Origin of the sequence: Saccharothrix sp. NPDC042600 (genome assembly GCF_040647305.1) — a bacterium.
GTDB classification, from domain to species: Bacteria; Actinomycetota; Actinomycetes; order Mycobacteriales; family Pseudonocardiaceae; genus Actinosynnema; species Actinosynnema mutabilis.
This window is the reverse complement of record NZ_JBEZBW010000041.1, coordinates 43064-67735: the sequence shown is the minus strand read 5'-3', so window position 1 is coordinate 67735 and position 24672 is coordinate 43064. Positions and strand designations below refer to the sequence as shown.

Below are 24672 nucleotides of genomic sequence, written 5' to 3'. Positions count from 1 at the left end.
GGTTGCCTCCGGCAGGCCGTACGGGGAACGAACCGACGCCCTTCCACCCCCGGGGGCCTGCCCGCCGGCGAGGCGCTTTTAATCTTGAGAGCGCGCCAGCGCGTAAGTCCTGAGAGCGCGAAGCGCGTCCAAGAAAGCGAAGCGCTAGTGAAGCTCAAACCGCGAAGCGTGAAAAACCAAAGAAGCGACGCGCTGCAACAAGGAAGAATCTAGCTTCCATTGCTGCCAATACAGAGGTACATCGACGGGAGAATCCGGATACAGAAGTACCAAAGCCCGGTGCCTGGCAACCTGGTGCTCACTCAGCAAAGCCCAACCGGCCCCAGCGGTCACGGCGTCCTCGAACACCGGGCCGTCGGGCAGCAGATAGCGACGGGAAGAAGCGGGCTTCCCGGTGATCCGATGGCAGAACGCGTCCTGCAGGTCGTCCTTCTCGTCGAACACCACCACCGGCACCTCGTCCAACGCCACACCCCGCCACCGCCGCGCGAACGACCGGCTCGCGACGGCGTGGTACCGCATGCTCCCCAGTGGACGGACGCTGCACCCCTGCACGGGCTCGGGCATGGAAGTGACCGCCGCGACCACCAACCCCTGCCGCAACGCCTCGGCCGTGTGGTCCTGGTCGTCGCGCAGCACGCTCAGGGTGATCTCGTCATCCCCCGCCAGCTCCTGAACCACCTTGCGGAACCACGTGTTCAACGAGTCGGCGTTCACGGCCACCTGGATGGCCGTCGGCGTCTCGGCCAACCCCAACGCGCCGGCGGTGTCCTGCTCCAGCAAAGCGAGTTGCCTGCCGTACCGGGCGATGGCCGCCCCGGACTCTGTCAGCCGCGCCGGCTTCGCCCGGATCAGCAGCACCCGGCCGGTCCGCTGCTCCAAAGCCTTGATGCGCTGGCTCACCGCGCTCGGCGTGACGTGCAAGGCCTTGGCGGCGGCGTCGAAGGTGCCCTCGTCGACCACGGCCAACAAGGTCCGCACGGCTTCCGGATCCAGCATCACAACCGCTAATGATACTTAAGAAAGTTTAGCTGGCCTTATCCCTGACGCGTTCTTAGCGTCTCCACCGTGATGCACGCGGTGTTGGCCGGGCTCGGCATGGGGTTGTCGTTGATCGTCGTCATCGGGGCGCAGAACGCGCTCGTGCTCCGGCAAGGTGTTCTGCGGCAACGGGTTCCGGCGATCGTGGCGATCTGCGCGCTGTCCGACGCGGCGCTGATCGCGGTCGGGGTGGGTAGCGTGGGGACGGTGTTGACGGCGTGGCCCACCGTGTTGGACGTGGTGCGCTGGTTCGGGGCTGCGTTCCTCATCGGGTACGGCGTGCTGGCCGTGCGCCGGATGCTGCGGCCGGGGGTGCTGGTCGGCGGCGCGGGCGGGTCGATCCTCACCTGTCTGGCGTTGACCTGGCTCAACCCGCACGTCTACCTGGACACCGTGCTGCTCCTGGGCACCGCCTCGACCGGGTTCGGCGACCAGCGCTGGTGGTTCGCGCTGGGAGCGATGGCGGCCAGCGTGCTGTGGTTCTGCTCGTTGGGGTTCGGCGCGCGCCGGCTCTCCGGGGTGTTCGAGCGGCCCTCCGCGTGGCGGGTGTTGGACGGCGCGGTCGCCGTCGTGGTGACGGCGACCGGGATCTCCCTGCTGGTCTAGAGCTCGGCGAAGAAGGACCGCACCTCCTCGACGTACAGCTCCGGGACCTCCATCGCGGGGAAGTGGCCGCCGCGCTCGTACTCGGCCCACCGCCGCACGTCGTACTGCCGCTCCGCCGCCCCGCGCACGGCCAGGATGATGTCCTCGGCGAACACCGCCACGCCGAGCGGCGCGGGGCACGGTCCGCCGGGGGCGCTCTCCTTCGCCAGGCGCAGGGCGGAGCCGGCCGTGCCGGTGAGCCAGTACAGGGTCACCACCTCCAGCAACCGGTCGTCGGACACGTCCGAGCGCGGGTCCAGCCACTCGTCGAACTTGTCCGCGACCCAGCCGAGCAGGCCGACCGGCGAGTCGGTGACGCCGTAGGCGACGACCTGCGGCTTGGTCATGTGCATGACCTGGTAGCCGGGGCGCTGGGCGAGGAACCGCCTGATGGCCTCGACCCGTTCGAGGTCGGTCGCCGACAGTCCCTCGCCACTGGCGGGCGGGGGCGTGGGCAGGTAGTTGACGTGCACGCCGACGACCTTGTCCGGCGCGGCCACCGCGACCGCCTGCGAGATGCCCGAGCCGAAGTCGCCGCCCTGCGCGCCGTAGCGGTCGTAGCCGAGCCGGTCCATCAGCTCCGCCCACGCCCGCCCCACCCGCCGCACGCTCCAGCCGCGCTCCCGCGTCGGACCGGACGGGCCGAAGCCGGGAACGGACGGGATGACCAGGTGGAAGTCGCGGCGCAGCGGCTCGATGACGTCGAGGAAGTCCAGGACCGAGCTGGGCCACCCGTGGGTGATCAGCAGCGGCAGGGCGTCGTCGCGGTCGGAGCGGACGTGCAGGAAGTGCACGTCCTGGCCGTCGATGCGGGTGGTGAACTGCGGGAACGCGTTGAGCTTGGCCTCGACGGCGCGCCAGTCGAAGGACTTCCAGCGCTCCACGAGACCCCGGACGCGGGCGAGCGGCACGCCGTAGTCCGTGCCGGCGTCGGGCAGCTCGTCGGGCCAGCGGGTGCGGGCGAGGCGGTCCATGAGGTCGTCGAGGTCGGCTTGGGGGACGTCCAGCTCGAAGGGCTCGATCACCGGTAACTCCGTTGGTCTGTCCAATGTTGGCAGAACCAACGATAACCCACAATCGTTGGTCTTGCCAACGATCAGGTTCTGAGCCGGGGCTAGGGTGCCCGTATGGCCACTTGGGAGGACGTGCGCCGGCTCGCTCTGGCGCTGCCGGAGACGACCGAACGACCCTCGTACGACGGGCTGCCCGCGTGGCGGGTGAAGGACAAGCTGTTCGTCTGGGACCGTCCACTGCGCAAACGCGACCGCGAGGACCTCGGCGAGTCCGCTCCGGACGGCCCGATCCTGGGCGTGAGCGTGCCCGACCTGGGCGTGAAGGAGGCGCTGATCGCCGACGACCCGGCCGTCTACTTCACGATCCCGCACCTGGACGGCTACCCGGCGGTCCTGGTTCGCCTGGACCGCATCCCGGTGGACGAGCTGGCGGAGCTGGTCACCGAGGCGTGGCTGTGCAAGGCGCCCAAACGCCTGGTGAAGGAGCACCGCGGCGCGCTCCCGTAGACAACCACCGCGGCGCGCCCCCGTGAGCGGGAACGCGCCGCGGGCTCACAAGGTCACCAGTCGCTGTTCTGCCAGCCGGTGCCCAGGTAGACCTGGTCGAAACCGTTGCCGTCGTTGTCGTCGGTGTAGGCGATGGTGATCAGGCCCCACGCGTCGACGCCCAGGGCGGGCTCGTCCTGGCGGCCGGTCACCGTCTGGTTGGTGGCCTGCCGGGCCAAGCGACCGGTCGTGGAGCCGTCGGGGTTGAAGCCCTGGGTCCACACGTCCGAGGCGACCACGGACGTGACGACCACCCCGCGCTGGTCGTCGATGCCCACCTGCGGGTCGGCGCCGGCCACCAAGGTGTCCACAGTGGACGACGCGGTGCCGGCGGCGAGGAACGAGCGGACCGCCACCTGGGCCGTGCCGGTGTGGTCGGTCTCCCACGCCACCGCGAAATCGCCGTTGAAGTTGGCCGCCACCACGGGTTTGCGCTGCTGACCGCCGCCGGACGCGTTCACCACGCCCTGCGCCAGCTTCACCCCGCCGGACGGCGTGAGGACCTTGCGGCCCACGTTGAAGAACCCGTTGCCGTCACCGTCCTCCTCCCACACGACGACGGCGTTGCCCGCCGCGCCCACGGCCACGTCCGGCCGCTGGTGGGTGCCGCCGGCGTTGTGCACCTGCGCCTCGTAGGTCTTGGACGTCACCGAGGCGAACCCGGCCACGCGCACGGTCGGGTTGGTCGTGGACTGCTTGTCCTCCCACACCACGGCGAACCCGGCGGTGTCCGGATCGGCGGCCACGGCCGGGTTGAGCTGCTGGCCGTCGGAGTTCGCGTTCGCGGTGGCCGATCCGGCGATGGTGCCGTCAACCCGCACCGCGCGCACGGCGATGTTGTAGAACCCGTTGCCGTCCGGGTCCTCCGCCCACACGACGACCGCGCTGCCGTCGTCGTGCACGGCCACGTCCGGTTGCACGTGCCGCCAGTCGCCGGTGCCTCCGGCGGAGAGCTTCTTCTCGTAGCGGGACACGCCGTCCTTGAACAGCCTGATCCACACGTCGCTGTGCACGGGGTCGGTGGGCGTGGCGGAGTCGCGGTCGTCCTCCCACACCACGGCGGTCCAGCCGTTGCGCACCGCCGACACGGCCGCGTTGTCCTGGTCGCCGGTGGCGGTGCTGTTGGCGGTGGTCCATGTGACGGCGGCGGACGCGGTTCCGGTCACCGCGAGCATCAAGGCCGCGGTCAGAGCGAGGATCTTCTTCATGGCGCCTGCAATCCGGGGTTGCCCGCTTGGACGACGTAGCTCTTGACGGTCTTGACCGGGTAGTCGCGCAGGGTCACCCGGTCCACGCAACGGAAGTCCACGGCCATCTGGGTGGACGTGGTGACGGTGCGGACGTACCCGCGCAGGTTCTTGTAGAACTTGACGTGCGGGTTGAGGCTGGACAGGGCGTTGTCCGCCGCGTTGCCGTCGCCGCCGGAAGTCACCGACGTGGTCACCAGCTCGGTGCCGATGATCTTGTCCTGGGTGTTGTAGTTCAACATCAGGTTGCTCGCCCACGACCGGTGCACGTCACCGGTGAGCACTACGGTGTTCCGCAACCCGGCCGCGTCCCACCCGCGCTGCAGCCGGTCGCGGTTGGCGGTGTAGCCGTCCCAGGAGTCCATCGACTTCGCGCCGTCGGCGGAGGCCAGCTTCTGCGCGAAGAACACCTGCTGGCCCAGGAAGTCCCACGTGCCCAGCTTCTGCCGCATCCCGTCGAGCAGCCACGACTCCTGCGCCGACCCGGTCAGCGAACGGGTCGGGTCGTCGGCTTCCGGGCACACCTTGGTGCCGTCGCCGCACGCCTGGTCGTCGCGGTACTGGCGGGTGTCGAGCATGTGGAACGTGGCCAGGCTGCCCCACCGGACCCGCCGGTAGAGCTGCATGTTCTCCGCCACCGGCGCCTGCGCCGCCCGCAACGGCATGTGCTCGTAGTAGGCCTTGTACGCCGCCGCCCGCCGCGCCCGGAAGTCACCCGCTGGCGAGGAGTCGTTGCGGACCAGGTCGGCGTAGTTGTTCTCCACCTCGTGGTCGTCCCACACGACCAGCCACGGCGCGGCGGCGTGCGCGGCCTGGAGGTCCGGGTCGCCCTTGTACTGCGCGTGCCGCACGCGGTAGTCGGCGAGGTCGTCGATCTCCACGGTGGGCGCGTGCTTGCGGACGTTCGTGGTGGACGCCGCGCCCTCGTAGATGTAGTCGCCCAGGTGCAGGATGAGGTGCGGGTTCTCCTCGGCCATCCGCCGGTACGCGGTGAAGTACCCGGCCTCGTAGTGCGAGCACGAGGTGAACAGCATGGTCAGCGCGGGCGAGGTGCCGACGGCGGGCGCGGTGACCGCCCGCCCGACCGGCGAGATGTAGCCCAGCGCGCGGAACCGGTAGTGGTACTCGCGGCCGGCTTCCAGCCCGGCGACCTCGACGTGCACGCTGTGCGCCCACGCCTGGACGGCGGTGACCGTGCCGGACCGGACCACCTGGGAGAAGCGCTGGTCGGTGGCGACCTGCCACTCCACGGCCACGTTGGCGCTCGTCATGCCGCCGAGGCCGTCCACGTTGAGCGGGCTGGGCGCGAGCCTGGTCCAGATGACGAAGCCGTCCGGCGCGGGCTCGCCGGACGCGACTCCGAGGGTGAACGGGTAGGCGATGGCGTTGGCGGGGGAGGGGGCGAGGACCGTGACGCCGGCACTGGCGATGCCGCCGGCGATCAGGGTTCGCCGTGTCAGTGGGGACATACACAGTGCGTACACCCGGAACGCGCGCGAGGACACTCCTTGACAACTACGGGCAGATGTCTGTGAGATGTCCACGAAGCGAACGCCGTCAGCGCTCCCTTCGGGCTCCCGCAGCGGCCGTCGCGGTGAAGCATTCGGGAGCGATGAAACCGTTGCGCGCGAACGCTTCCCGCACCGCCGCGGCGCACCGCTCGACCTCCGCCGCCGCCACCAGGGCGATCACGCAGCCGCCGAAACCGCCGCCGGTCATGCGCGCGCCGAGCGCGCCCGCCGCCAGCAGTGCCTCGACGGCCGCGTCCAACTCGGGCACGGTCACCTCGTAGTCGTCGCGCAGGGACTCGTGCGACGCGGTCAGCAGCGGGCCGATGGCGGGCAGGTCCCCGGCGCGCAACAACTCCGCGGTCGCCAGCACCCGGCGGTTCTCCGTGACGACGTGCCGCACGCGGCGCAGCAGTTCGTCGGGCAGGTCGATGGGGACGTCGGTCAGGTCGCGCAGAGCCGGGACGCCCAGCACCTCCGCGGCCTTGTGGCAGGCGGCGCGGCGGGCGGCGTACTCGCCGTCGACCAGGCGGTGCGGGGCGCGGGTGTCCACGACCAGCAGGGTCAGACCGGCCGGCGCGAGGTCGAACGGGATGTGCGCCGTCTCCAGGGTGCGGGTGTCCAGCAGCAGGGCGTGGCCTTCGCGGGACAGCAGGGACGCCGACTGGTCCATGATCCCGCACGGCATCCCGACGAAGTCGTTCTCGGCGCGTTGCGCCAAGCGGGCCAGGGCGAAGCGGTCGACGTCCAGGCCGGACAACTCCGTGACGGCCAGGGCGGTGGCGCTCTCCAGGGCCGCCGACGACGACAGGCCCGCGCCCAGCGGCACGTCGCCGTCCACCTCCAGGTCGAACCCGCCGACGTCGTGCCCGGCCTCGCGCAGCGCCCACACCACGCCCGCCACGTACGCCGCCCACCCCGTCACCGCGCCCGGCTCCAGGTCCCGAACGGGCACCTCCGTGACGCCGGGTTGCTGGCGCGACCGCACCCGCAGCACGCCGTCGTCCCGACGGGCCGCCGCGACGCGCACCGCGTGCGGCAGGGCGATCGGCAGCACGAAACCGTCGTTGTAGTCGGTGTGCTCGCCGATCAGGTTGATCCGGCCCGGCGCGACCCACACATCAGCCAACGGTGCTCTCCCTGATCTCCAGCGTGAACGGTGGCCGCACCCACCGGGCGCGCACCTCCGGCGGTCGGGAACTCGGGAAGCGTAGATGGCCGCCGGCACTTTTACAACGTTGTACCAACGATGCATCGCGCGAAAACCGGTCGCACCGATCGCGTGGGCGCCGCTAGCGTCCGCGCGCATGGAGAACCGTTGACCACTGACCTGCTCACGCAGATCAACCACGACGTGTGGGAGCCGTTCCGGCGCGCCTACGCCGGACTCGACGCCCGGGCCTTCCTGGCCGTGCACGGCCCCGACCTGATCCGCGCCGGGGGTCCGGCGCGGCAGGTCCGGGGCCATGCCGAGTACACCGACGACATCACGGAGTTCTTCGGCCGGGTCGCCGCCGCCGGCGACCGGCTGGCGATCGTCCTCCGGTTCACCGAGCGGCTGGCCTCCGCCGACGCGGCGAGCGAGCGGGGCGTGTTCCGCATCGACGCCGTGAAGGCGGGCGAACCCAGGACCGTCTTCGGCCACTTCCACGTGTTCTGCCGCCGGACCGACCGGTGGCGGATCGTCGTGGACTACGAGCCGGCCGGCACCGCGACCGAGGAGGAGTTCGCCGCGGCCGTCGCGGAGGACGACGTGGCCGCGTTCGGGTAGACCGACACCGCCAACCACACCAACGCGCCGCCGACCAGCACGTGCAACGCGCTGGTCAGCGGCGTGTCCGGCAGGCGCGCGGCGAGCGTGAACACCGGCAGCGCCACCAGGTACGTCCACACCGGCACCTTCGGGTGCACGCCGGCGCGCACCATGCCGATCGCGAACCACACGCACCCCACCGCGAACACCACCGCGCTGGCCAGCAACACCACCCGGGTCGGCGCGGCGGGCGCGACGCCCAACGGGAACAGCACGATGTTCAACGCGTACGCCGCCGCGCCGAACAAGCCGAGGCCCACGAGATTCACCGCGTACCCGGCGGCGGCCAGGCGGCCGGCGGCGTGCCGCTGCTTGAGGTGCAGGGCGGTGAGCAGGGGCGCGGCCAACGCGGGGGACACCCCGATCACCAGGCTGGTCACGAGCGTCTCACCGGTGAACGCCTCCAGCGCACCGGGGACCGCGATCAACAATCCGGACAGCACGCCGCAGACGGCGCCGAAACGCAACAGGAAGGTCATGGCCGGCGACGCTAGGAGCGCGCCCGGCACGGCGGTGAGTGCCGACCGGGCCCGGCCGGGGGTGCCGACCGGGCGCGGCGACAGGTGCCGATCGGCACTATCGGCGCGGTGGCGTCGCCGAAGTAGCCTGCGGTCGTGCGTCCGGTCGCGTGGTTGTCGCCCCTGCTTTACGGCGCTGTGCTGCTCGCCGGCGGGTACGCGGGGCTGACCGGCCTGGGGGAGACGCGGTTCGGCTGGTTCGTCGGCGGTCTGGTGGCGCTGGTCGTGCTCGACCTGGCCGAACCGCGTCTGGGCAAGCCGGTTGCGTTCCTGGTGGCGCGGGCGGCGCTGGTGGTGCTGGTGGTGGCGGCGGACGGGTCGGGCATGGCCCGGGTGTTGTTGCTGTTGCTGCCGTTCGGCGCTTACTTCGCGTTCGGCCGGGTGGTGGCCGTCGTGCTCGGGCTGGGGTGCGTCGGGCTGGTGGTGGTGTCGTTCAGCGTGACCGCGCCGGGCTGGACGCACGACGTCGAACGCGTGTCGGACCTGCTGATGTTCGCCGTCGGCCTGGTGCTGACGTTGGCGATGGCGGCGGTGGCGGTGGAGGAGCAGCGGGGTCGGGCGCGGCTGGCCGAACTGTCCGCCGCCGCCGAGCGCAACCGCCTGGCGCGCGACGTCCACGACGGGTTGGGCCACCACCTGACGGCCGTGTCCGTGCTGCTGGAGAAGGCGTCGGCGTTCCGCGACCGGGACCCGTCGGTGGCGGACAAGGCGCTGGACGAGGCCCGCGAGTCGGCGCGGCGGGCGTTGGAGGACGTGCGGCGGTCGGTGCGGACGCTGCGCGAGCCGTTCCGGCTGTCGGCGGCGTTGACGGAGTTGACCAAGGGGCTCAAGGTCGAAGTGGAGTGCGCCGGCGACGAGAACGGCTACGACCCGGCCGTGCTGCTGGCGGTGTACCGGGCGGCTCAGGAGGGCATCACCAACGCCCTGCGCCACGCCGACGCCGACTCCGTGTCCGTCAGGGTCCACTGTGGACGATCTGGCGCCGAGTTGGTGGTGGCCGACGACGGGCGGGGGTTCTCCGTGGCGGACGAGGGTTTCGGCCTGTCCGGCATGCGCGAACGCGTCGCGGCCGTGGGCGGCGCGGTGGACGTGCGCAGCGCACCCGGCGCGGGCACCCGGCTCACGGTCCGGATCCCGCGGTGACCGACGTGCGCGTGCTGGTCGTGGACGACCAGCGCCTGATCCGGGAGAGCATCGCCTCCCTGCTCGACATCCAGGACGGCATAGCGGTCGTCGGCACCGCGGGCGACGGCCGCGAGGCGGTGGACCAGGCTGTGTCCCTGACCCCGGACGTGGTCCTGATGGACGTCCGGATGCCCGTCATGGACGGCATCGACGCGTTGGCCGCGCTGCGCGTCCGCCTGCCGTCGTGCCGGGTGGTGATGCTGACGACGTTCGACGACGAGGACTACGTGGTGCGAGCACTGCAAGGCGGTGCGAGCGGCTACCTCCTCAAAGACCGCCCCGCACGCGAACTGGCCGCGGCGGTGCGCCTGGCGCACGACGGCATCGCCCAGTTCGACCCGGCGGCCACCACCCGCCTCGCCAATGCGGTCCGCACTCAAACTCCGGGTGACCATTCACTTACACAGCGCGAGATCGATGTCTTGCGCCTTGTCGCCGCCGGCCGCACGAACCGCGAGATCGGTCGCCGCCTGCACCTGGCCGAAGGCACCGTCAAGAACCACATCTCCCGGGTCCTGACCCGACTCGGCCTGCGCGACCGCACCCAAGCCGTCCTGTACGCCCGTGACCACGGACTCCTTTAGCTGCCTTAGGATCTTGCGCCACCGCCCGTTCGTCCAACGGTCATCTCCGGTGGGCACAGTGGTGGGTGGAGGCGTTCGGCGGTGCCCGCTGGGCTGAACGGGTGAACGCGCCGCCGGACGGCTAACAAGGGGCAGGAGCACGTCGACAGCAAGGCCACCGACGTGCGCACACAGGGGGTCGCGCTCATGGCCAAGAAGAAGAACGACGCGCTCATGGCGTCACTACGGCAGTTCGTGCGCACAAAGGGCGCGGACTTCCTGCGGGACGGCAACGTGTCCTCGATCGGCATCGGCTACAAGGTCGAGGACGGCAAGCCGACCGACGAGATCGCCATCCAGTTCACCGTCAAGGAGAAGGCCGAGGAGTCGGCGCTGGAGGCGCTGGGCACCGAGCTGCTGCCCAAGTGCATCGTCGTGGACGGCGTCGAGGTGCCCACCGACGTCGTGCAGCGCGACTACAAGGCCAACTTCCAGGTCGTCGCGGAACGCGCCTCGGGGGAGCGCAAGTCCCGCATCGACCCGGTGGCGCCGGGCGTCAGCGTCGCGCACCCGTCGGTGCCCGCCGGGACCGTCGGCTGCATCGTCTACGACCGCGTCGACGGAACGCCTTACGTGCTCTCGAACTGGCACGTGCTGCACGGCCCGAAAGGCGCGTTGGGGGACGTGATCGTCCAGCCGGGCCCGCACGACGACAACCGCACCGACCTCAACCGCCTCGGCACGCTGGTGAGGTCCCACCTGGGCGCGGCCGGCGACTGCGCGATCGCCACCATCGAGGACCGCTCGTTCGTCACCGACATCGTCGAACTGGGCCTGACCGCCGAGAAGATCGGCGAGCCGGAACTGGGCGACAAGGTCGTCAAGAGCGGCCGGACCACCGGCGTCACCCACGGCGTCGTCCGCCGCGTCGACGCCATCGTGAAGATCAACTACGGCGGTGACGTCGGCGAGAAGGAGATCGGCTGCTTCGAGATCGGCCCCGACCCGGCCAAACCCGGCCCCGGCGGCGAGATCAGCATGCCCGGCGACTCCGGCGCCGCCTGGATGTTCAAGGCCGCCAACGGCAAGGTCACCCGCACCATGGCCGGCCTGCACTTCGGCGGCGAGACCAACGGCAGCACCGACGAACACGCCCTCGCCTGCCTGCCCCAGTCGGTCTTCGAGAAGCTCGGCGTCACCATCAAGCCGCCGAAGAAACCGGTGCGCGCGGCCAAGGGCTTCGCCGCGGACTTCCTGGGCGTGCCCGTGGGCGTGCCGGTCCTGGGCGCGACGGCCAAGGCGGACGCGGTGGTCCTCGACGGCAGCGAGGTCGTCGACTACACCCACTTCTCGCTCGCCCAGAGCAAGTCGCGGCGGTTCGCGTTCTGGGTGGCGTGGAACATCGACGGCAAGACGCTGAAGACGTTGAACCGCAGCGGCATCCCGTTCATCCTCGACTCCCGCATCCCGCCGGAGTTCCAGGTCGGCGACGACCTCTACAAGGGCAACCGCCTCGACCGCGGCCACATCGCCCGCCGCGCCGACCTGCTGTGGGGGCCGGTGGCGGAGGCGGAGCAGGCCAACGTCGACTCGTTCTTCTTCACCAACATCACGCCCCAGATGGACGACTTCAACCAGAGCGCGAAACGCGGCCTCTGGGGCAGGCTGGAGGACGCGGTCCTGGCCGACGTGGACGTGGACAACCTCCGCGTCAGCGTCTACGGCGGCCCGGTGTTCCAGCCCGACGACCGGGTCTTCCGCGGCGTCCGCCTGCCGCGCGAGTACTGGAAGGTGATCGCGTTCGTCGAGCAGGGCGTCCTGAAGGCCAGGGCGTTCATCCTCACCCAGAACCTGAACCAGCTCGAAGCCCTGGAACTGGACGAGTTCCGCGTCTTCCAGGTCCGCCTGGCCGACATCGAAACCCGCTGCGGCTTCACCTTCCCGACCACCCTGCAGGCGGCGGACACCCTGGCCATGCCCGAATCCCTGGACGACCGCCCACCCCTGGACTCGCTGGAATCCATCCAGTGGTAGCCCGGCGGGCTCCCCCGGTTTTCGGGGCCGGGGGAGCCCGCTCTGCTGGGCCCTGTCTTTTAGGCCCGCTCAGCCGGGCGGGGATAAGCCTTGACCCGAACCTCGTCGTGCAACCGAACCCCGTTGCGACCGAGCCTCGCCACCGCCCGCCCCACCGACAGGGGCAGGCGGGCGACGACCCGAGCCCCGTTCCGCAACAGCCAGAGATCCAGCCGACTGTCCGGCAGCAGCTTCCTGGCGGCCGTCAACGCGAACGCCCGACTACGCCGAACGTAATCCCCCATCTCCCGCTCATACGCGGCAAACCCGTCGGCGTGATCACGATGCGCCGCCAACTCATGGGCAAGCACATACGCCCCCACCACCGCCAAGCTGGTACTACCCCCGACCGCTGGCCCAGGGCAGTACCCGGCATCCCCGACCAACGTCACCCGCCCCCGCGACCAGGTGTCCAGACGCAACTGAGTGATGGAGTCGAAGTAGAAACTGCCGTCCTCGACCAACCAGGAGGACACCTCAGGCATCCTCGCAAAGGCGTCCCGCAGCAACTGCCGCTGCCGGGAGACGTCCCGGTGGTGGTACTCCAACTCCCCACTCCGAAACAGGAAGACGGCCCGAGCATCCGGCAGATGCTCCGCCGTATACACCCCCGCCATCCGCCCCACCCCCACCCGCAGAAAAGTATGGTTCGGCTTACTAAAATTTTTAGGCAGGGAAAGCACCGCCAGGTACCCGCCGATGAAGTGCTTCGGGACCTCGCCGAAGACCAGGCGGCGGACGTTCGAGTGCAGGCCGTCCGCGCCGATGACGAGGTCGAAGCGACGGGGTGCGCCGTGCTCGAAGGTGACCTCGCCGTCGGCGGAGATCGAGGTGATCGAGTCGCCGAAGACGTACTCCACGTCGTCGCGTGTGGCGTTGTAGAAGACCTCGCTCAAGTCGTCGCGCATGATCTCGACGTGCCGGTCGGACATCGCGCTGAACAGGCGGCGCAGGTCGATGTCCACGGGTCGCGCGCCGGGCGTCTGCACGGTCAACCGGTCGGTGCCGGTCTTGCGCGCGAGAACGTCGGATAGCAGCCCCATCCGCTCGACGATGTCCATCGCGGGCCGAAAAAGATCCACCGCGTGCCCCCCGGTCTTCCGCAACGCCGGCGCCCGCTCGACCACCGTCACCTCGAACCCGTGACGGGCCAGCCAGTACGCCAACGCCGGCCCGGCAACGCTCGCGCCGGAAATCAACACCCCCATGTCACTTACCTCCTTACTTAACGGATGGTAAGCCAGCGGGCGGGCGGTGTCGAGACTTACCGGCCGTTAAGTCAACCGGCATGTGCGTGGCGCGGCGGGTGAGCTGGTGGGGACTTGGCGGAGTCGCGGGCGCGGTGGTTGGCGGGCTGGCGAGTGGCGGCGAGGTGAGGCGGCTCGCCGCAGGCGGGCGAGGTGGCGGATGGGGCGGTGGTGGGTGGCGGATGCGGGGTGGCTTACTGATCGTTTGGTCGGCTGGCTTACTGGCCGTTAGGTAGATGACTTACCGGGCGTTAAGGCGGGTGACTTGCCGGGCGGTCGGGTTGGGGCTTACCGAACGTTAAGTCGGTATGCTGCCGCCATGGTCAGGGGGCGGTCGGATACTCGGGAGCGTGCGCAGGCTGTGGCGCGCGAGTTGTTCCTGAAGCAGGGGTTGCAGCGGACCAGTCTTCAGGAGATCGCCGACCGGCTCGGGGTCACCAAGCCTGCGCTCTACTACCACTTCGCCTCGCGCGAGGACCTGGTTCGCAGCATCGTGGAGCCGTTGTTCGCCGACGGCGACGCCTTCGTGGCCGCGGCTGAGCATCACCGGCCCGACCCGCGCACCTTGTTGGAGCAGTACTTCGCGCTGCACCACAAGCACCGTGACGTCGTGGCGTTGATCGTCCAGGAACTGACCGCGCTGCACGAGCTGGGGCTGGTGGGCAAGATTTTCGACTGGCGGCACCGGTTGGCGCACCTGCTGGTCGGCGGCGAGCCCTCGTTCGGGGACGCGGTTCGGGCGGCGGTGGCGTTGGGTGGGGTTGCGGATACCGTGATGTTGTTCCCGGACGCGCCCTTCGAGGAGTTGCAGCAGGCGGCTGTGGATGCCGGGTGTGCCGCGTTGGGGTTCTGACCTGGCGGTCGCTTCCGCAGGCCGTGGCCGTCTGTGGCGCCAATGCCGAGGAGGACGCCCTTCGGTGCCCGCCTCGCGGCCGTGCCCGCCTCGCGGCCGTGCCCGCTCTCGTGCGCTGGGGTGTCGGGGCGGAGAGAGCGGGCACGGCTGGGTATCCGGTTAGACGGGCTGCTCCATCACTTCGTCGAACCGGCCAGCACGCCCTGGACGAAGTAGCGCTGGAACGCCAGGAACACCGCCAGCGGCACGATCATCGACAGGAAGGCGCCGGTCGACAACAGGTCGATGTTGGTGCCGAACTGCCGCAGCTGCGCGCGCAGCGCGACGGTGATCGGCGCGGAGTCCTGATCGGCGAACACCAGCGCCACCAGCAGGTCGTTCCACACCCACAGGAACTGGAAGATCGTCAGCGACGCGATCGCGGGCTTCGCGATCGGCAGCACCACCCGCTTGAAGATCACCCACTCCCGCGCGCCGTCCATCCGCGCCGCCTCCACCAGGTCCTTCGGGATGCCCACGAAGAAGTTGCGCAGCAGGAAGATCGCGAACGGCAGGCCGAACGCCACGTGGAACAGCACCACGCCCGCGATCGTGCCGAACAGCCCCAGCGACCCGAACAGCTTCGCCACCGGGATCAGCGCCACCTGGATCGGCATCACCAGCAGGCCCACGACCAGCGTGGTCAGCCAGATCCGGCCCGGGAACTCGATCCACGCCAGGCCGTAGGCGGCCAGCGCCGAGATCACCACGACCAGCACCGTGGACGGCACGGCGATGTAGACGGTGTTCAGGAACGACCGCAGCACCGTGGAGTTGCCCACCAGGTCGGCGTAGTTCTCCAGGGTCAGCTCCGACGGCTTGGTGAAGATCGTCCACCAGCCCGACGCGGTGTTCGCCGACTCCGGCCGCAGCGACGCCACCAGCAGCCCGAACACCGGCACCAGCCAGAAGATCGCCACCAGGGCCAGCAGCACCTGCACCACGCCGCTGCCCAGCCGCGACACCACCCGCGACGCGAGACCCCGCCGCGGCGCCCCGCTCACCGACACCTCGACCACGGTCACGACCGCTCCCGCCTGAATCGCCTGATGTTGAACAGCATCGCCGGGGCCACCAGCAGGAACAGCACCACGGCCAGCGCGCTGCCCACGCCCTGGTCGCCGCCCGCGCCGAACGACACCTGCCACATCTGCAGCGCCAGCACGTTCGCCTCCTCCTGCACGGAGCCGGGCGCGATGACGAACACCAGCTCGAAGATCTTCAACACGTTGATCACCAGCGTCACGAACACGACCAGCAGCACCGGCGACAGCAGCGGCACGGTCACCCGCTTGAACACCTGCCACTCCGTCGCGCCGTCCACCCGCGCCGCCTCCAGCGCGTCGCGCGGGATCGCGGACAGGCCGGCGGCGATGAACGTGATCGCGAACCCGGTCATGATCCAGATCCAGGAGGAGATGATCACCGGTGTGATCAGCGACGGCCCGAGCCAGGTCAAGCCGCGGAACGGCAGCGCGAAGTTGGTCGGCGGCAGCCGCAGCGCGTAGTCGCCGGAGGTGAGGTCGGGGAAGGTGAACCGGCCGTCGTTGCCGGTCGTGGTGCGCCCGACGACCTGCCCGTCGCGCACCGCCTCCACCACCAGCCCCGGCATGCCGCGCTCGCCCTGGTCGAGCTGCCCGGCCTTGCCGCCCACCGACACGTCCAGCCACACCACGCCGCGCAGCTCGCGCGCGTCGGCGGAGGGTTGCGACGCCGGTGAGGCCTCCTTGGGGATCTGCCCCGGCTGGAAACCGACCAGCGGCACGGACACCGCCGTGCCCGGCGTGAACGTCTTGGTGCTGGTGAACCCCTCTTCCACCGGGGTGAACGGCTGCCCGTCGCGGGGCCGCGCGCCGGGGTAGGGCGACGGGTCGGAGAACAGGTCGTGCACGCCGACCGTCACCGCGTTCACCACGCCCTGCTTCGGGTCCTCCTCGTAGACCAGGCGGAAGATGATGCCGGAGGCGAACAGCGAGATCGCCATCGGCATGAACAGCACCAGCCGGAACGCGGTCGCCCACTTGATGCGCTCGGTCAGCACGGCGAAGATCAAGCCCAGCCCGGTGACCACGGCCGGCGCGACCACCACCCAGATCACGTTGTTCTTGAACGCGGTCAGCGTGCGCGGGTCGGTGAACAGGTTGACGTAGTTCGACACGCCCACGAACGCCGAGCCGGACCGGTCGAAGAAGCTGCGCACCAGCGAGTACACCAACGGGTACAGCACCAGCGCGGACAGCACGAGCAGCGCGGGCAGCAGGAACGGCACCGCCTGGCGCGGCGAACGCCCGGGGGTGGGGTCGACGGCGAGCTTGCGGCGACCCCCGCCGGCCCGGGAGCCGGCGGGGGACCGCTGTGCGGTGACGGTCACTTCTGGTACGCCTTCGCGGCCTCGGACTCCAGCCGCTGGAGCGTCCCGTCGACGTCGGCCGGGTTGGCCAGGAAGTCCTGCAGCGCCTTCCACTCGCCCGCGCCCTTCGTGCCGCCGAACGCCGCCGGCGCCAGGTCGGACATGTCGAACCGGACGTTGTCGCCCGCCTCGACCAGCTGCTTGGCCAGCTCGCGGGTCACGTCGTCGGGGTAGTTGTCCTCGGGGATGTCCTTGTTCGGCGACAGGAACCCGCCCAGCTGCGCCCACACCTTGCCCGCGTCGGGCGAGGCGAGGAACTTCATCAGCTCGTTGGTCGCTTCGTCGTCCTTGAGCTGCACGGCCACGTCACCACCGGCGACCACGGCGTCCTTGCTGCCCTCGATGGACGGGAACTTAAAGAACTTCGCGTCCTCGCCGACCTTGGCCTTGGTGTTGGTGGTGATCACCGACGCCACGAAGTCCGCCTCGTACACCATCGCGGCCTTCGGCGGCTCGCCGAACACGTTGATCACGGACTTGGGGAACTCGGTCTGCAACGCGCCCGCGCCGCCGCCGTCCACCAGCCGCGGGTCGCCCCACAGCTGCGCCAGGACCTCCAGCGCCTTGCGCACCGACGGGTCGGTCCACGGGATCTCGTGCTTGGCCAGCTTGTCGTAGTTCTCCGGGCCCGCGGTGCGCAGGTAGACGTTCTCGAACCAGTCGGTCAGCGTCCAGCCGTCCGCGCCGCCCACCGACACGGCGGCCTGACCGGTGTCCACCACCGCGCGACCGACCTTGAGGAAGTCCTCCCACGTCTTCGGCGGCTCAGCGCCGACCTGCCCGAACGCCTTCTCGCTGTACCAGACCGTGGACTTGTTGGCGGCCTTGAAGTAGAGGCCGTACAGCTTGCCCTCGAACGTGCCGAGCTTCTTCCACACCGCCGCGTTGTGCTCGGTGACCAGCTTCTCCACGTCCGCCGACAGCGGCTTGACCGACCCGGCCTTGGCCAGCTGCTCCACCAGGCCCGGCTGGGCGACCAGCGCCACGTTCGGCGGTGTCCCGCCCTGCACGCGGGTCTGCAGCACGGTCGGCAGCTCGTCACCGGCCGGGGTGTAGCGCACCTCCGCGCCGGTCTTCTCCTTGAACGCGCTGAGCACCTGCTCGAACCGGAGCTGCTCGTCGCCGGACCAGGTGCCGACCACCTCGACGGTCTGCCCGCTCAGGGACTTGCCGTCCCCTCCGCCGGCGGTCGTACCGCCGTCCCCGCACGCGCTCAGCGTCGCGATCGCCGCGACCAGTGCGGCGGTCACCTTCAAGCGGCTCATTCGGAATCTCCTGACGTGTCGGTCCACAGCGACAACCCGGTGGCCGGGTCGAAGAAGTGCAGTCGGGACGTGTCCACCCACGTGGCCACCGGCTGGCCCTCGTAGATGTGCGTGCGGGGCGAGAAGCGGCCCACCAGGACCACCCCGCCCGCTTTGGGCAGGTCGGCGGTGCCGTCGTCCTCGGCGAGCGCCCGGGTGTCGTCGGTGACCACGGGCGCGGCGTCGACCGGGAAGTGCACCAGCACGTCCGAGCCCATCGCCTCGACCAGGTCGGCCACCGAGTGCAGGATCGACCCCTCCTGCGCGTCGGCCAGGGCCGCGTCCTCCATGTCCTCGGGCCGGATGCCGAGGACCACGTCCCGGCCCGCGTACCGGGCCAGCACCGGGCGGGCCAGCAGCACGGACTCGGGCAGCAGCAACGCGTCCGAGCCGACGGTCACCCAGTAGTGCCCGTCGTCGTCGCGGTCCAGCCGCGCGGTCACCAGGTTCATGCCCGGCGACCCGATGAACCCGGCGACGAACAGGTTCACCGGCCGGTCGTACAGCTCCTGCGGCGGGCCGACCTGTTGCAGGACGCCCCGCTTCATCACCGCCACCCGGTCGCCCAGCGTCATCGCCTCGGTCTGGTCGTGGGTGACGTAGACCGTGGTGACGCCCAGGTCGCGCTGGATGCGCGCGATCTGCGCCCGCATCTGCACGCGCAGTTTCGCGTCCAGGTTGGACAGCGGTTCGTCCATCAGGAACGCTTGCGGCGCGCGCACGATCGCCCGTCCCATCGCGACCCGCTGGCGTTGTCCGCCGGACAGGTTGCGCGGTTTCCGGTCGAGGTGTTCGTGCAATTCCAACACCTCGGCCACCTCGCGGACCCGCTTGTCGATCTCCTTCTTCGGCAGCTTCCGCAGGGTGAGTCCGAACGCGATGTTGTCGTACACGTTCAGGTGCGGGTAGAGCGCGTAGGACTGGAAGACCATCGCCACGTCCCGGTCCCGTGAGGGCACCTCGTTGACGACCTTCTCCCCGATCCGGATGGCCCCCTCGCTCACGCTTTCCAGGCCCGCGATCATCCGCAACGCCGTGGTCTTGCCGCACCCCGAGGGGCCGACCAGCACCAGGAATTCCCCGTCGCGGATTTCCAGGTTGAGGTCGTCGACCGCGCGGGTGCCGTCGACGTACACTTTCCCGAGACCGCTCAGAACGACTTCCGCCACGCCTGCTCCTCGTGCGCGGTCCCGCGGGACCGCACAATTGCAATTCCCACCGCGGTGTGATCCGCGGCACCCTGCATTTCGGTGGAGCAGACAGTAGCCGGAGCTTCCCTAAGGGATCGTTAAGGGCCAGGCACGGTTGCGATAAGTCGCAACAACCCGCTAACGCCCCCGCAACCGGGCATCCCCAGGCCTTACCCTCCCTCCATGTCCAAGGTGCTGCTGGTCGAGGACGACCCGGTGGTCCAGGCGGCGCTGGTCCACGCGCTGACCGACCTCGGGCACGACGTGCGCGCCGTCGGCACGGCGGTGGCCGCCCTGCGCGAGGCGGGCACCCGCGAGCCGGACCTGGTGATCCTGGACCTGGGCCTGCCCGACCTCGACGGGGTCGCCGCGCTGCGCATGCTGCGCGGGGTGAGCGACGTGCCGGTCATCATCGCCACCGCGCGCGGCGCGGAGAGCTCCGTCGTGGGCTCGCTGAACGCGGGCGCGGACGACTACATCGTCAAGCCGTTCTCCGCCGAGCACCTCAACGCCCGCATCAACGCCCTGCTCCGCCGCACCACGGCCGGGGCCCGCCCGGAGAAGCGGGACGTGCTGGCCGTCGGCGACCTGCGCGTGGACCTGGCCCAACGCCAGGCCTTCCGCGCCGAGCAGCCCCTGTCCCTGAGCCGCCGGGAATTCGACCTCCTCTCCTACCTGGCGGAACGCCCGGGTCGGGTCGTGCCGCGCCGTGAGCTGTTCCAAGCGGTGTGGGGGCAGCCGTACCTGGGCGACGACAAGACCATCGACGTCCACGTGTCGTGGCTGCGCAGCAAGCTGGGGGAGACCGCCGCGAAGCCGCGCTACCTGCACACCGTGCGCGGTGTCGGGTTCAAGCTGGTGGCGCCGGAATGAGGAGTCTGCTCACCCGTGCGCTGGGGTGGTCGGCGACGCTGGTGGGTGTCCTCCTGGTGTTGGGCGCGGGCGTGCTGCTGGTGGAGTCGGCCCGGTCACGGGCCGCCGCGGCCGACCGGCACGAGGTGACGACGGTCGCCGCCGTGTTGTCGGTGACCACCGACCCGGACGCGGTGCGCAGCGCGCTGGCCCGGACGGACGCCGGCGCGCAGGGCCGGCTGGCCGTGCACCTGCCCGACGGCACCACGATCGGTTCCGGCCGCGGCTCGGTGTCTTCGGCGGGCGAAGGTCTGACAGCGGTGTCTACTGTGGACGGTCGGCGGGCGGTCGTGGAGGTCTCGACGCCCGCTCCCGTCGTCACGGTGGGGTTGGTGGCGCGGTTGGCCGCGTTGCTCGCGTTGGCGGCCGTGGCGGTGGTGTGCGCGGTGGTGGTGGGGCGGCGGGTGCTCGCCCCGGTGATGCGGGCCGTGCGCACACTGGCCGACACCGCCGAGGAGATCGCCCACGGCGACGGCAAGGTGCGGATCAAGGCCGACGGCCCACCCGAACTGACCGCCCTGGCGACCGCCATCAACGCCGCCGCCGACCGCACGGAACGCCTGCTGGCCAAGGAGAGGGAGATGATCGCCGACGTCTCCCACCGCCTGCGCACCCCGCTGACCGCCCTGCGGCTGGACGCCGACGCCATCGGCGCGGGCCCGGTCGCCGACCGCATCCGCAGCGCCGTGACCGCGCTGGAACACGACGTGGACCGGATCATCGAGTCGCTGCACCCGGTGGCGACGGCGGCCGAGCCCGGCAGTTGCGACGTGGCCGAGGTGGTCAAGGCCCGCATGGGCTTCTGGTCCGCGCACGCCGAGGACCAGGGGCGGCCGTGCGAGGTGGACCTGCCGTTCGAACCCACGCCCGTGCTGCTGTCGGCGGACGCGCTGGGCGCGGTGGTGGACGCGTTGCTGGAGAACGTCTTCCACCACACCCCGCCCCGCACGCCGGTGACCGTGGCCGTGGTGAAGCACGCCGGGTGGGTGACCCTCGTGGTCGAGGACGGTGGTCCGGGCATCGCCGACCCGGAACGCGCGCTGCACCGGGGCGCCTCGGGCGGTGGGTCTACCGGACTGGGGCTGGACATCGCCCGCGCGGCGGCGGAGGCGACCGGCGGCACGATCCACGTCGAGCGGGGAAGGCTCGGCGGGGCGCGCATCCGGCTGCGGTTGGGCGAGGCGCACAGCCACCACGCGCCCGCGAGCCCCCGGGCCTGGCGGTTGTGGCGCGGCCGGGCTTGACCGGGAACCGGGGAGTTGTGGCGTGCTGGGGCTCGGCCTGGGTGCTGGGGGTTGTGGCGTGTCGCGGTCTGGCTGGCACGTCGGAGGCTGTGGCGTGGCTGGGGCTGGCAAGGTGGCGGCGTGGATCTTGAGTGGGTCGGGTCGTTGGGTGGGCCGTTGATCGTCGTGCCGGTCGCCGCGCTGGACGACTGGCATGGCGCGGACGGTGCGGAAGAGGTCGGCGGGGGCGGCGATGACGCGGGAGGAGGGGACGTCGACGACTACGCGCGCGCCTGTGCCGTGCCGGACCTGGCCGGGGTGATCCCGGTCGGGCGGACGGCCGCGCTGGTGTTGGGCGACGACCCCGCCGACACCTGCTACCTCGCCGAGCGGCGTGTGTTCGTGCGGTGGCTGGCGGCGGATTCCGCCGAGGACCTGGTGGCCGCCGCCCACGCCGCACTCGCCGACCCCGGTGTGGAGTGGGACGAGTGCGGGCTGTGGGACCTCGACGGGCCCGCGGTGTTGATGGACTGCGCCTTCGCCGGGGCGGAGTCGGACCTGGTGCTCGGCGACGGCTCCCGGCCCGCGCGGGCGGCGGTGCCGGTGCCGGCCGGGCGGTGGCGCGTGCAGGCCGCGCAACGGACCGGCGGCGACACCTGGGTGGGACTGGTGCGGCTGCTGCCGGCGGGCGGTGAGGGCGGCGGCGGGGTGGCGGAACATGGCTGACTACTCCTCGGTTCGTGGGACGCGCCCAACGTCTGTTCTGGGCACGCACCAAGAGTAGCGTGGATCCGCCACACCCGGCCGTCGCTTGATCGGGTGATCTTGCTCCAGCCGGGTTGACGGCTATTCCACGGTCACGCTCTTCGCGAGGTTGCGGGGCCGGTCGATGTCGCGGTCCAGGGCGCGGGCCAGGTGGTAGGCGAACAGCTGGAGCGGCACGGACAGCGTGATCGGCGCGAGGGCGTCGTGCGCCTTGGGGATGCGGATCACGTCGGTGGCCAGGCCGGGCGGCAGGTCGGCGTCGGTGACCGCGATGACCGGTCCGCCGCGCGCCTTGATCTCCTCGATCGTCGAGATGTTCTTGCTCAGCAGCTCGTCGTCCGGGACGACCACGACCGACGGCATCTCCGGGTTGATCAGCGCCAGCGGACCGTGCTTGAGCTCGGCCGACTGGTAGGCCTCGGCGTGCAGGTAGGAGATCTCCTTGAGCTTCTGCGCGCCTTCCCGCGCGACCGGCCACCCGCGAACCCGGCCGAGGAAGAACATGTGCCGCGCCTGCGCGTATTTCCGGGCGATGTCGGCGATTTCCCGCTCAGCGCCCAGGATCTTGGCGATCGTGGCGGGCAGTTCGGCCAGCCCGTTGACCACGCGGCGACCCTCGGTGATGGACAGGTCGCGGACGCGGCCCAGGTCCAGGGCGAGCATCGCCAGCGCCACGGCCATCGTCGTGAACGACTTGGTCGCCGCCACCGACACCTCCGGTCCGGCGTGCAGGAAGATCCCGCTGCCGCACTCGCGGGCGATGGTGCTGCCGACCGCGTTGACCACGCCGATCACGTGGCCGCCCTTGCGCTTGAGCTCCTGCACCGCGGCGAGCGTGTCGAGGGTTTCACCGGACTGGCTGATCGCGACGTACAGGGTGTCCGGGTCGACCACGGGGTTGCGGTAGCGGAACTCCGAGGCCGGCTCGGCGTCGGCGGGGATGCGCGCCAACTCCTCGATCAGCCCCGCGCCGACCTGCCCCGCGTAGTACGCCGAGCCGCAGCCGAGCAGCTTGACGCGGCGGATCCGCTGGTAGTCCTGCGGGCTGAGGTTCACCCCGCCGAGGCGGGCGGACTGGAACCGGTGGTCCAGGCGTCCGCGCAGGCAGCGGTCCACGGCCTCGGGCTGCTCGGACATCTCCTTGAACATGAAGTCGGGGTGCTCGCCCAGCTCGTACTCGGTGGTCGCGACGTCGATCGACGTGGGCGACTTGGTGGTGGACCGGGCGTCCATCGTGCTGGTGCGGTAGCCGTCGGCGGTGACCGTGGCCAGCTCGTCGTCGTCCAGGTAGATGACCTGCTGGGTGAACCTGACCAGGGCCGACACGTCCGAGGCGACCAGCATCTCGTGCTCGCCGACGCCCAGCACGACCGGGCTGCCGCGGCGGGCGGCGACCAGTTCACCGGGCCGGTCCGCGTCCATGACGATCACGCCGTAGGTGCCCTCGACCTGGCTCAACGCCTCGCGGACGGCGTCTTCGAGGGTGGCCTTGTCGCTGCGCGCGACCAGGTGGGCCAGGACCTCGCTGTCGGTGTCCGAGGTGAGGGTGACGCCCTGGGCGACGAGCTGGGCGCGGAGGCGGTCGGAGTTCTCGAAGACGCCGTTGTGGACGATCGCGATGCCGCCCGAGGTGTGCGGGTGGGCGTTGCGGTCGTTGGGCTCGCCGTGGGTGGCCCAGCGGGTGTGGGCGATGCCGACCGTGCCCGCCATGTCCGCCGGGACGACCCTGCGCAGGTCGGCGACCCGGCCGGCGGTCTTGGCGACCCGGAGTCCGGCGCCGGCCACGGCCACGCCCGCCGAGTCGTAGCCCCGGTATTCGAGGCGGTGCAGGCCCTCCAGGAGGAGGGGCACCGCGTCCCGGGAGCCGACGTACCCGACGATTCCGCACATGTGGTTCTCCTTCTAGCCGTAGACGATGCGGCGGAGCTGGCGCTCGGTGAACTTGGGGGCGGCCACGGGGCGGGTGTCCAGCTCCTGGCGGAGGCGGTCCCAGATGGTGGCGTTCTTGAGTCCTTGCGCTTGGAGCTCCGCGTGGCGGCGTTGCACGTATTCGGTGGCGGTTTCGACGAAGTAGCCCATGACGTCGGAGACGAGGCGGTGGGCGAGGGACGGGGGGATCCCGGTCGTGCGCACCACGTGCCGCAGGAGGTCGTCCGGCACTTCGTCGTCCACGGCGTCCAGCATGGTCACCAGCCAACCACCCGGCCAAACGGCGTGCCCGATTTCGGGCAGGGGTGGCCTCGACCGGGTGGGTGGTGCGGGCGGCGGGGCACGGCTGGGGCGGCGGGGCGCGTGCGGCGGTGAGTGGGCGGGTGCGGGGGAGTGGGCGGGTGCGCGGGAGTGGGCGGGTGCGCGGGAGTGGGTGTGGCGGGGCGGCGGTGCGCGGGAGTGGGGCGGCGCGTGCGGCGGCGGGTGGGGCGGGGCGGCGGTGAGCGGGGTGGGGGCGGTGCGGCGGCGGGTGTGGTGGGTGGCTTTGAGGAGGTGGCTTGTGTGTGGGCGTGGCCTCCGGCCCCCGGTTCGATTGTCTCATCGGGGTACGACAGTGCGGGTGGCTCGGGGTGGGGGCGGCGTCGGCGA

Annotated in this window: 23 protein-coding genes; 10 read left to right on the top strand and 13 right to left on the bottom strand. The window is 70.8% G+C overall.

Features of this window, described 5'->3' with window-relative positions; genetic code table 11:
- Nucleotides 1-144: 144 nt before the first annotated feature.
- A complete protein-coding gene (locus tag AB0A74_RS23740) occupies nucleotides 145-999 on the bottom strand; it encodes a LysR family transcriptional regulator ArgP (protein ID WP_358252585.1) in 855 nt (284 codons plus the stop codon).
- Between the two features lie 72 nt (nucleotides 1000-1071).
- Here AB0A74_RS23740 and AB0A74_RS23735 point away from each other — a divergent pair, with 72 nt between their 5' ends.
- Complete coding sequence (locus AB0A74_RS23735; protein ID WP_358252583.1) at nucleotides 1072-1647, top strand: LysE/ArgO family amino acid transporter; 576 nt, start codon at nucleotides 1072-1074, stop codon at nucleotides 1645-1647.
- Here AB0A74_RS23735 and AB0A74_RS23730 read toward each other — a convergent pair.
- Nucleotides 1644-2711, bottom strand: a complete 1068-nt coding sequence (locus AB0A74_RS23730; RefSeq protein WP_358252570.1) for an epoxide hydrolase family protein — start codon at nucleotides 2709-2711, stop codon at nucleotides 1644-1646. The two genes, AB0A74_RS23735 and AB0A74_RS23730, sit on opposite strands and share 4 nt — an antisense overlap.
- 102 nt (nucleotides 2712-2813) lie before the next feature.
- Between AB0A74_RS23730 and AB0A74_RS23725 the strand changes: the two genes are divergently transcribed.
- Nucleotides 2814-3206 carry an MmcQ/YjbR family DNA-binding protein gene (locus AB0A74_RS23725; RefSeq protein ID WP_358252568.1) on the top strand — a complete coding sequence of 131 codons (393 nt, stop codon included), beginning with the start codon at nucleotides 2814-2816 and terminating at the stop codon, nucleotides 3204-3206.
- Between the two features lie 53 nt (nucleotides 3207-3259).
- On the opposite strand, the gene AB0A74_RS23720 is transcribed toward AB0A74_RS23725, so the two are convergent.
- The 3 genes from AB0A74_RS23720 to galK all read right to left on the bottom strand — a co-directional run bounded on the left by AB0A74_RS23720 (nucleotide 3260) and on the right by galK (nucleotide 7129).
- Nucleotides 3260-4453, bottom strand: coding sequence for a hypothetical protein (locus tag AB0A74_RS23720; RefSeq protein WP_358252566.1), 1194 nt, complete (start codon nucleotides 4451-4453; stop codon nucleotides 3260-3262).
- Entirely contained in the window at nucleotides 4450-5961 is a 1512-nt protein-coding gene (locus AB0A74_RS23715; RefSeq protein WP_358252564.1) for an alkaline phosphatase D family protein, read from the bottom strand. The genes AB0A74_RS23720 and AB0A74_RS23715 overlap by 4 nt, the downstream gene beginning before the upstream one ends.
- Nucleotides 5962-6049: 88 nt before the next feature.
- Nucleotides 6050-7129: a galactokinase gene (galK, locus tag AB0A74_RS23710; protein ID WP_358252563.1), complete on the bottom strand. Its 1080-nt coding sequence runs from the start codon at nucleotides 7127-7129 to the stop codon at nucleotides 6050-6052.
- Nucleotides 7130-7318: 189 nt separating this feature from the next.
- Here galK and AB0A74_RS23705 point away from each other — a divergent pair, with 189 nt between their 5' ends.
- Complete coding sequence (locus AB0A74_RS23705; protein ID WP_358252561.1) at nucleotides 7319-7771, top strand: hypothetical protein; 453 nt, start codon at nucleotides 7319-7321, stop codon at nucleotides 7769-7771.
- Here AB0A74_RS23705 and AB0A74_RS23700 read toward each other — a convergent pair.
- Nucleotides 7693-8292: a hypothetical protein gene (locus AB0A74_RS23700; protein WP_358252559.1), complete on the bottom strand. Its 600-nt coding sequence runs from the start codon at nucleotides 8290-8292 to the stop codon at nucleotides 7693-7695. The two genes, AB0A74_RS23705 and AB0A74_RS23700, sit on opposite strands and share 79 nt — an antisense overlap.
- Before the next feature lie 135 nt (nucleotides 8293-8427).
- Here AB0A74_RS23700 and AB0A74_RS23695 point away from each other — a divergent pair, with 135 nt between their 5' ends.
- The 3 genes from AB0A74_RS23695 to AB0A74_RS23685 all read left to right on the top strand — a co-directional run bounded on the left by AB0A74_RS23695 (nucleotide 8428) and on the right by AB0A74_RS23685 (nucleotide 12113).
- A complete protein-coding gene (locus AB0A74_RS23695) occupies nucleotides 8428-9474 on the top strand; it encodes a sensor histidine kinase (protein WP_358252557.1) in 1047 nt (348 codons plus the stop codon).
- A 5-nt stretch (nucleotides 9475-9479) separates the two neighbouring features.
- Nucleotides 9480-10100: a response regulator transcription factor gene (locus tag AB0A74_RS23690; RefSeq protein WP_358252581.1), complete on the top strand. Its 621-nt coding sequence runs from the start codon at nucleotides 9480-9482 to the stop codon at nucleotides 10098-10100.
- Nucleotides 10101-10262: 162 nt separating this feature from the next.
- The gene (locus AB0A74_RS23685) at nucleotides 10263-12113 is read left to right on the top strand and encodes a DNA/RNA non-specific endonuclease (RefSeq protein ID WP_358252555.1); all 1851 of its coding nucleotides are present in this window, start codon (nucleotides 10263-10265) and stop codon (nucleotides 12111-12113) included.
- 59 nt (nucleotides 12114-12172) lie between these two features.
- Here AB0A74_RS23685 and AB0A74_RS23680 read toward each other — a convergent pair whose 3' ends face one another.
- On the bottom strand, nucleotides 12173-13360 hold the full coding sequence (locus tag AB0A74_RS23680; protein WP_358252553.1) for an FAD-dependent monooxygenase: 1188 nt from the start codon (nucleotides 13358-13360) through the stop codon (nucleotides 12173-12175).
- Nucleotides 13361-13760: 400 nt separating this feature from the next.
- On the opposite strand from AB0A74_RS23680, the gene AB0A74_RS23675 reads away from it, so the two are divergent.
- Nucleotides 13761-14252 carry a helix-turn-helix domain-containing protein gene (locus AB0A74_RS23675; RefSeq protein WP_358252552.1) on the top strand — a complete coding sequence of 164 codons (492 nt, stop codon included), beginning with the start codon at nucleotides 13761-13763 and terminating at the stop codon, nucleotides 14250-14252.
- Between the two features lie 176 nt (nucleotides 14253-14428).
- Here the strand turns inward: AB0A74_RS23675 and AB0A74_RS23670 are convergent, their stop codons facing one another.
- From AB0A74_RS23670 to ugpC, 4 genes are read right to left on the bottom strand one after another with little or no spacing between them, the layout of a single operon-like run.
- A complete protein-coding gene (locus AB0A74_RS23670) occupies nucleotides 14429-15316 on the bottom strand; it encodes a carbohydrate ABC transporter permease (RefSeq protein ID WP_358252550.1) in 888 nt (295 codons plus the stop codon).
- Nucleotides 15313-16662, bottom strand: coding sequence for an ABC transporter permease subunit (locus AB0A74_RS23665; RefSeq protein ID WP_358252548.1), 1350 nt, complete (start codon nucleotides 16660-16662; stop codon nucleotides 15313-15315). Before AB0A74_RS23665 ends, AB0A74_RS23670 begins: the two co-directional genes overlap by 4 nt.
- Nucleotides 16659-17966, bottom strand: a complete 1308-nt coding sequence (locus tag AB0A74_RS23660) for an ABC transporter substrate-binding protein (RefSeq protein ID WP_358252546.1) — start codon at nucleotides 17964-17966, stop codon at nucleotides 16659-16661. Before AB0A74_RS23660 ends, AB0A74_RS23665 begins: the two co-directional genes overlap by 4 nt.
- Nucleotides 17963-19174 carry a sn-glycerol-3-phosphate ABC transporter ATP-binding protein UgpC gene (gene ugpC, locus AB0A74_RS23655; RefSeq protein WP_358252544.1) on the bottom strand — a complete coding sequence of 404 codons (1212 nt, stop codon included), beginning with the start codon at nucleotides 19172-19174 and terminating at the stop codon, nucleotides 17963-17965. Before ugpC ends, AB0A74_RS23660 begins: the two co-directional genes overlap by 4 nt.
- A gap of 204 nt (nucleotides 19175-19378) precedes the next feature.
- On the opposite strand from ugpC, the gene AB0A74_RS23650 reads away from it, so the two are divergent.
- From AB0A74_RS23650 to AB0A74_RS23640, 3 genes are all read left to right on the top strand, one after another.
- Nucleotides 19379-20068: a response regulator transcription factor gene (locus AB0A74_RS23650; protein WP_309113331.1), complete on the top strand. Its 690-nt coding sequence runs from the start codon at nucleotides 19379-19381 to the stop codon at nucleotides 20066-20068.
- Nucleotides 20065-21351, top strand: a complete 1287-nt coding sequence (locus tag AB0A74_RS23645) for a HAMP domain-containing sensor histidine kinase (RefSeq protein WP_358252542.1) — start codon at nucleotides 20065-20067, stop codon at nucleotides 21349-21351. Before AB0A74_RS23650 ends, AB0A74_RS23645 begins: the two co-directional genes overlap by 4 nt.
- A gap of 120 nt (nucleotides 21352-21471) precedes the next feature.
- Nucleotides 21472-22056: an Imm21 family immunity protein gene (locus tag AB0A74_RS23640; RefSeq protein WP_358252540.1), complete on the top strand. Its 585-nt coding sequence runs from the start codon at nucleotides 21472-21474 to the stop codon at nucleotides 22054-22056.
- Nucleotides 22057-22176: 120 nt separating this feature from the next.
- Here AB0A74_RS23640 and glmS read toward each other — a convergent pair whose 3' ends face one another.
- Both glmS and AB0A74_RS23630 read right to left on the bottom strand, forming a co-directional pair.
- Nucleotides 22177-23985: a glutamine--fructose-6-phosphate transaminase (isomerizing) gene (gene glmS, locus AB0A74_RS23635; protein WP_358252538.1), complete on the bottom strand. Its 1809-nt coding sequence runs from the start codon at nucleotides 23983-23985 to the stop codon at nucleotides 22177-22179.
- Nucleotides 23986-23997: 12 nt separating this feature from the next.
- Nucleotides 23998-24255 carry a hypothetical protein gene (locus AB0A74_RS23630; RefSeq protein ID WP_358252579.1) on the bottom strand — a complete coding sequence of 86 codons (258 nt, stop codon included), beginning with the start codon at nucleotides 24253-24255 and terminating at the stop codon, nucleotides 23998-24000.
- Nucleotides 24256-24672: the final 417 nt, after the last annotated feature.

Excerpts from the sequence above, each read along its gene's own strand:
- AB0A74_RS23740 (WP_358252585.1), bottom strand. The coding sequence starts at position 999 with ATGCTGGATCCGGAAGCCGTGCGGACCTTGTTGGCCGTGGTCGACGAG.
- AB0A74_RS23735 (WP_358252583.1), top strand. The coding sequence starts at position 1,072 with ATGCACGCGGTGTTGGCCGGGCTCGGCATGGGGTTGTCGTTGATCGTC.
- AB0A74_RS23725 (WP_358252568.1), top strand. The coding sequence starts at position 2,814 with ATGGCCACTTGGGAGGACGTGCGCCGGCTCGCTCTGGCGCTGCCGGAG.
- AB0A74_RS23720 (WP_358252566.1), bottom strand. The coding sequence starts at position 4,453 with ATGAAGAAGATCCTCGCTCTGACCGCGGCCTTGATGCTCGCGGTGACC.
- AB0A74_RS23715 (WP_358252564.1), bottom strand. The coding sequence starts at position 5,961 with ATGTCCCCACTGACACGGCGAACCCTGATCGCCGGCGGCATCGCCAGT.
- AB0A74_RS23700 (WP_358252559.1), bottom strand. The coding sequence starts at position 8,292 with ATGACCTTCCTGTTGCGTTTCGGCGCCGTCTGCGGCGTGCTGTCCGGA.
- AB0A74_RS23680 (WP_358252553.1), bottom strand. The coding sequence starts at position 13,360 with ATGGGGGTGTTGATTTCCGGCGCGAGCGTTGCCGGGCCGGCGTTGGCG.
- AB0A74_RS23660 (WP_358252546.1), bottom strand. The coding sequence starts at position 17,966 with ATGAGCCGCTTGAAGGTGACCGCCGCACTGGTCGCGGCGATCGCGACG.
- AB0A74_RS23650 (WP_309113331.1), top strand. The coding sequence starts at position 19,379 with ATGTCCAAGGTGCTGCTGGTCGAGGACGACCCGGTGGTCCAGGCGGCG.
- AB0A74_RS23645 (WP_358252542.1), top strand. The coding sequence starts at position 20,065 with ATGAGGAGTCTGCTCACCCGTGCGCTGGGGTGGTCGGCGACGCTGGTG.
- glmS (WP_358252538.1), bottom strand. The coding sequence starts at position 23,985 with ATGTGCGGAATCGTCGGGTACGTCGGCTCCCGGGACGCGGTGCCCCTC.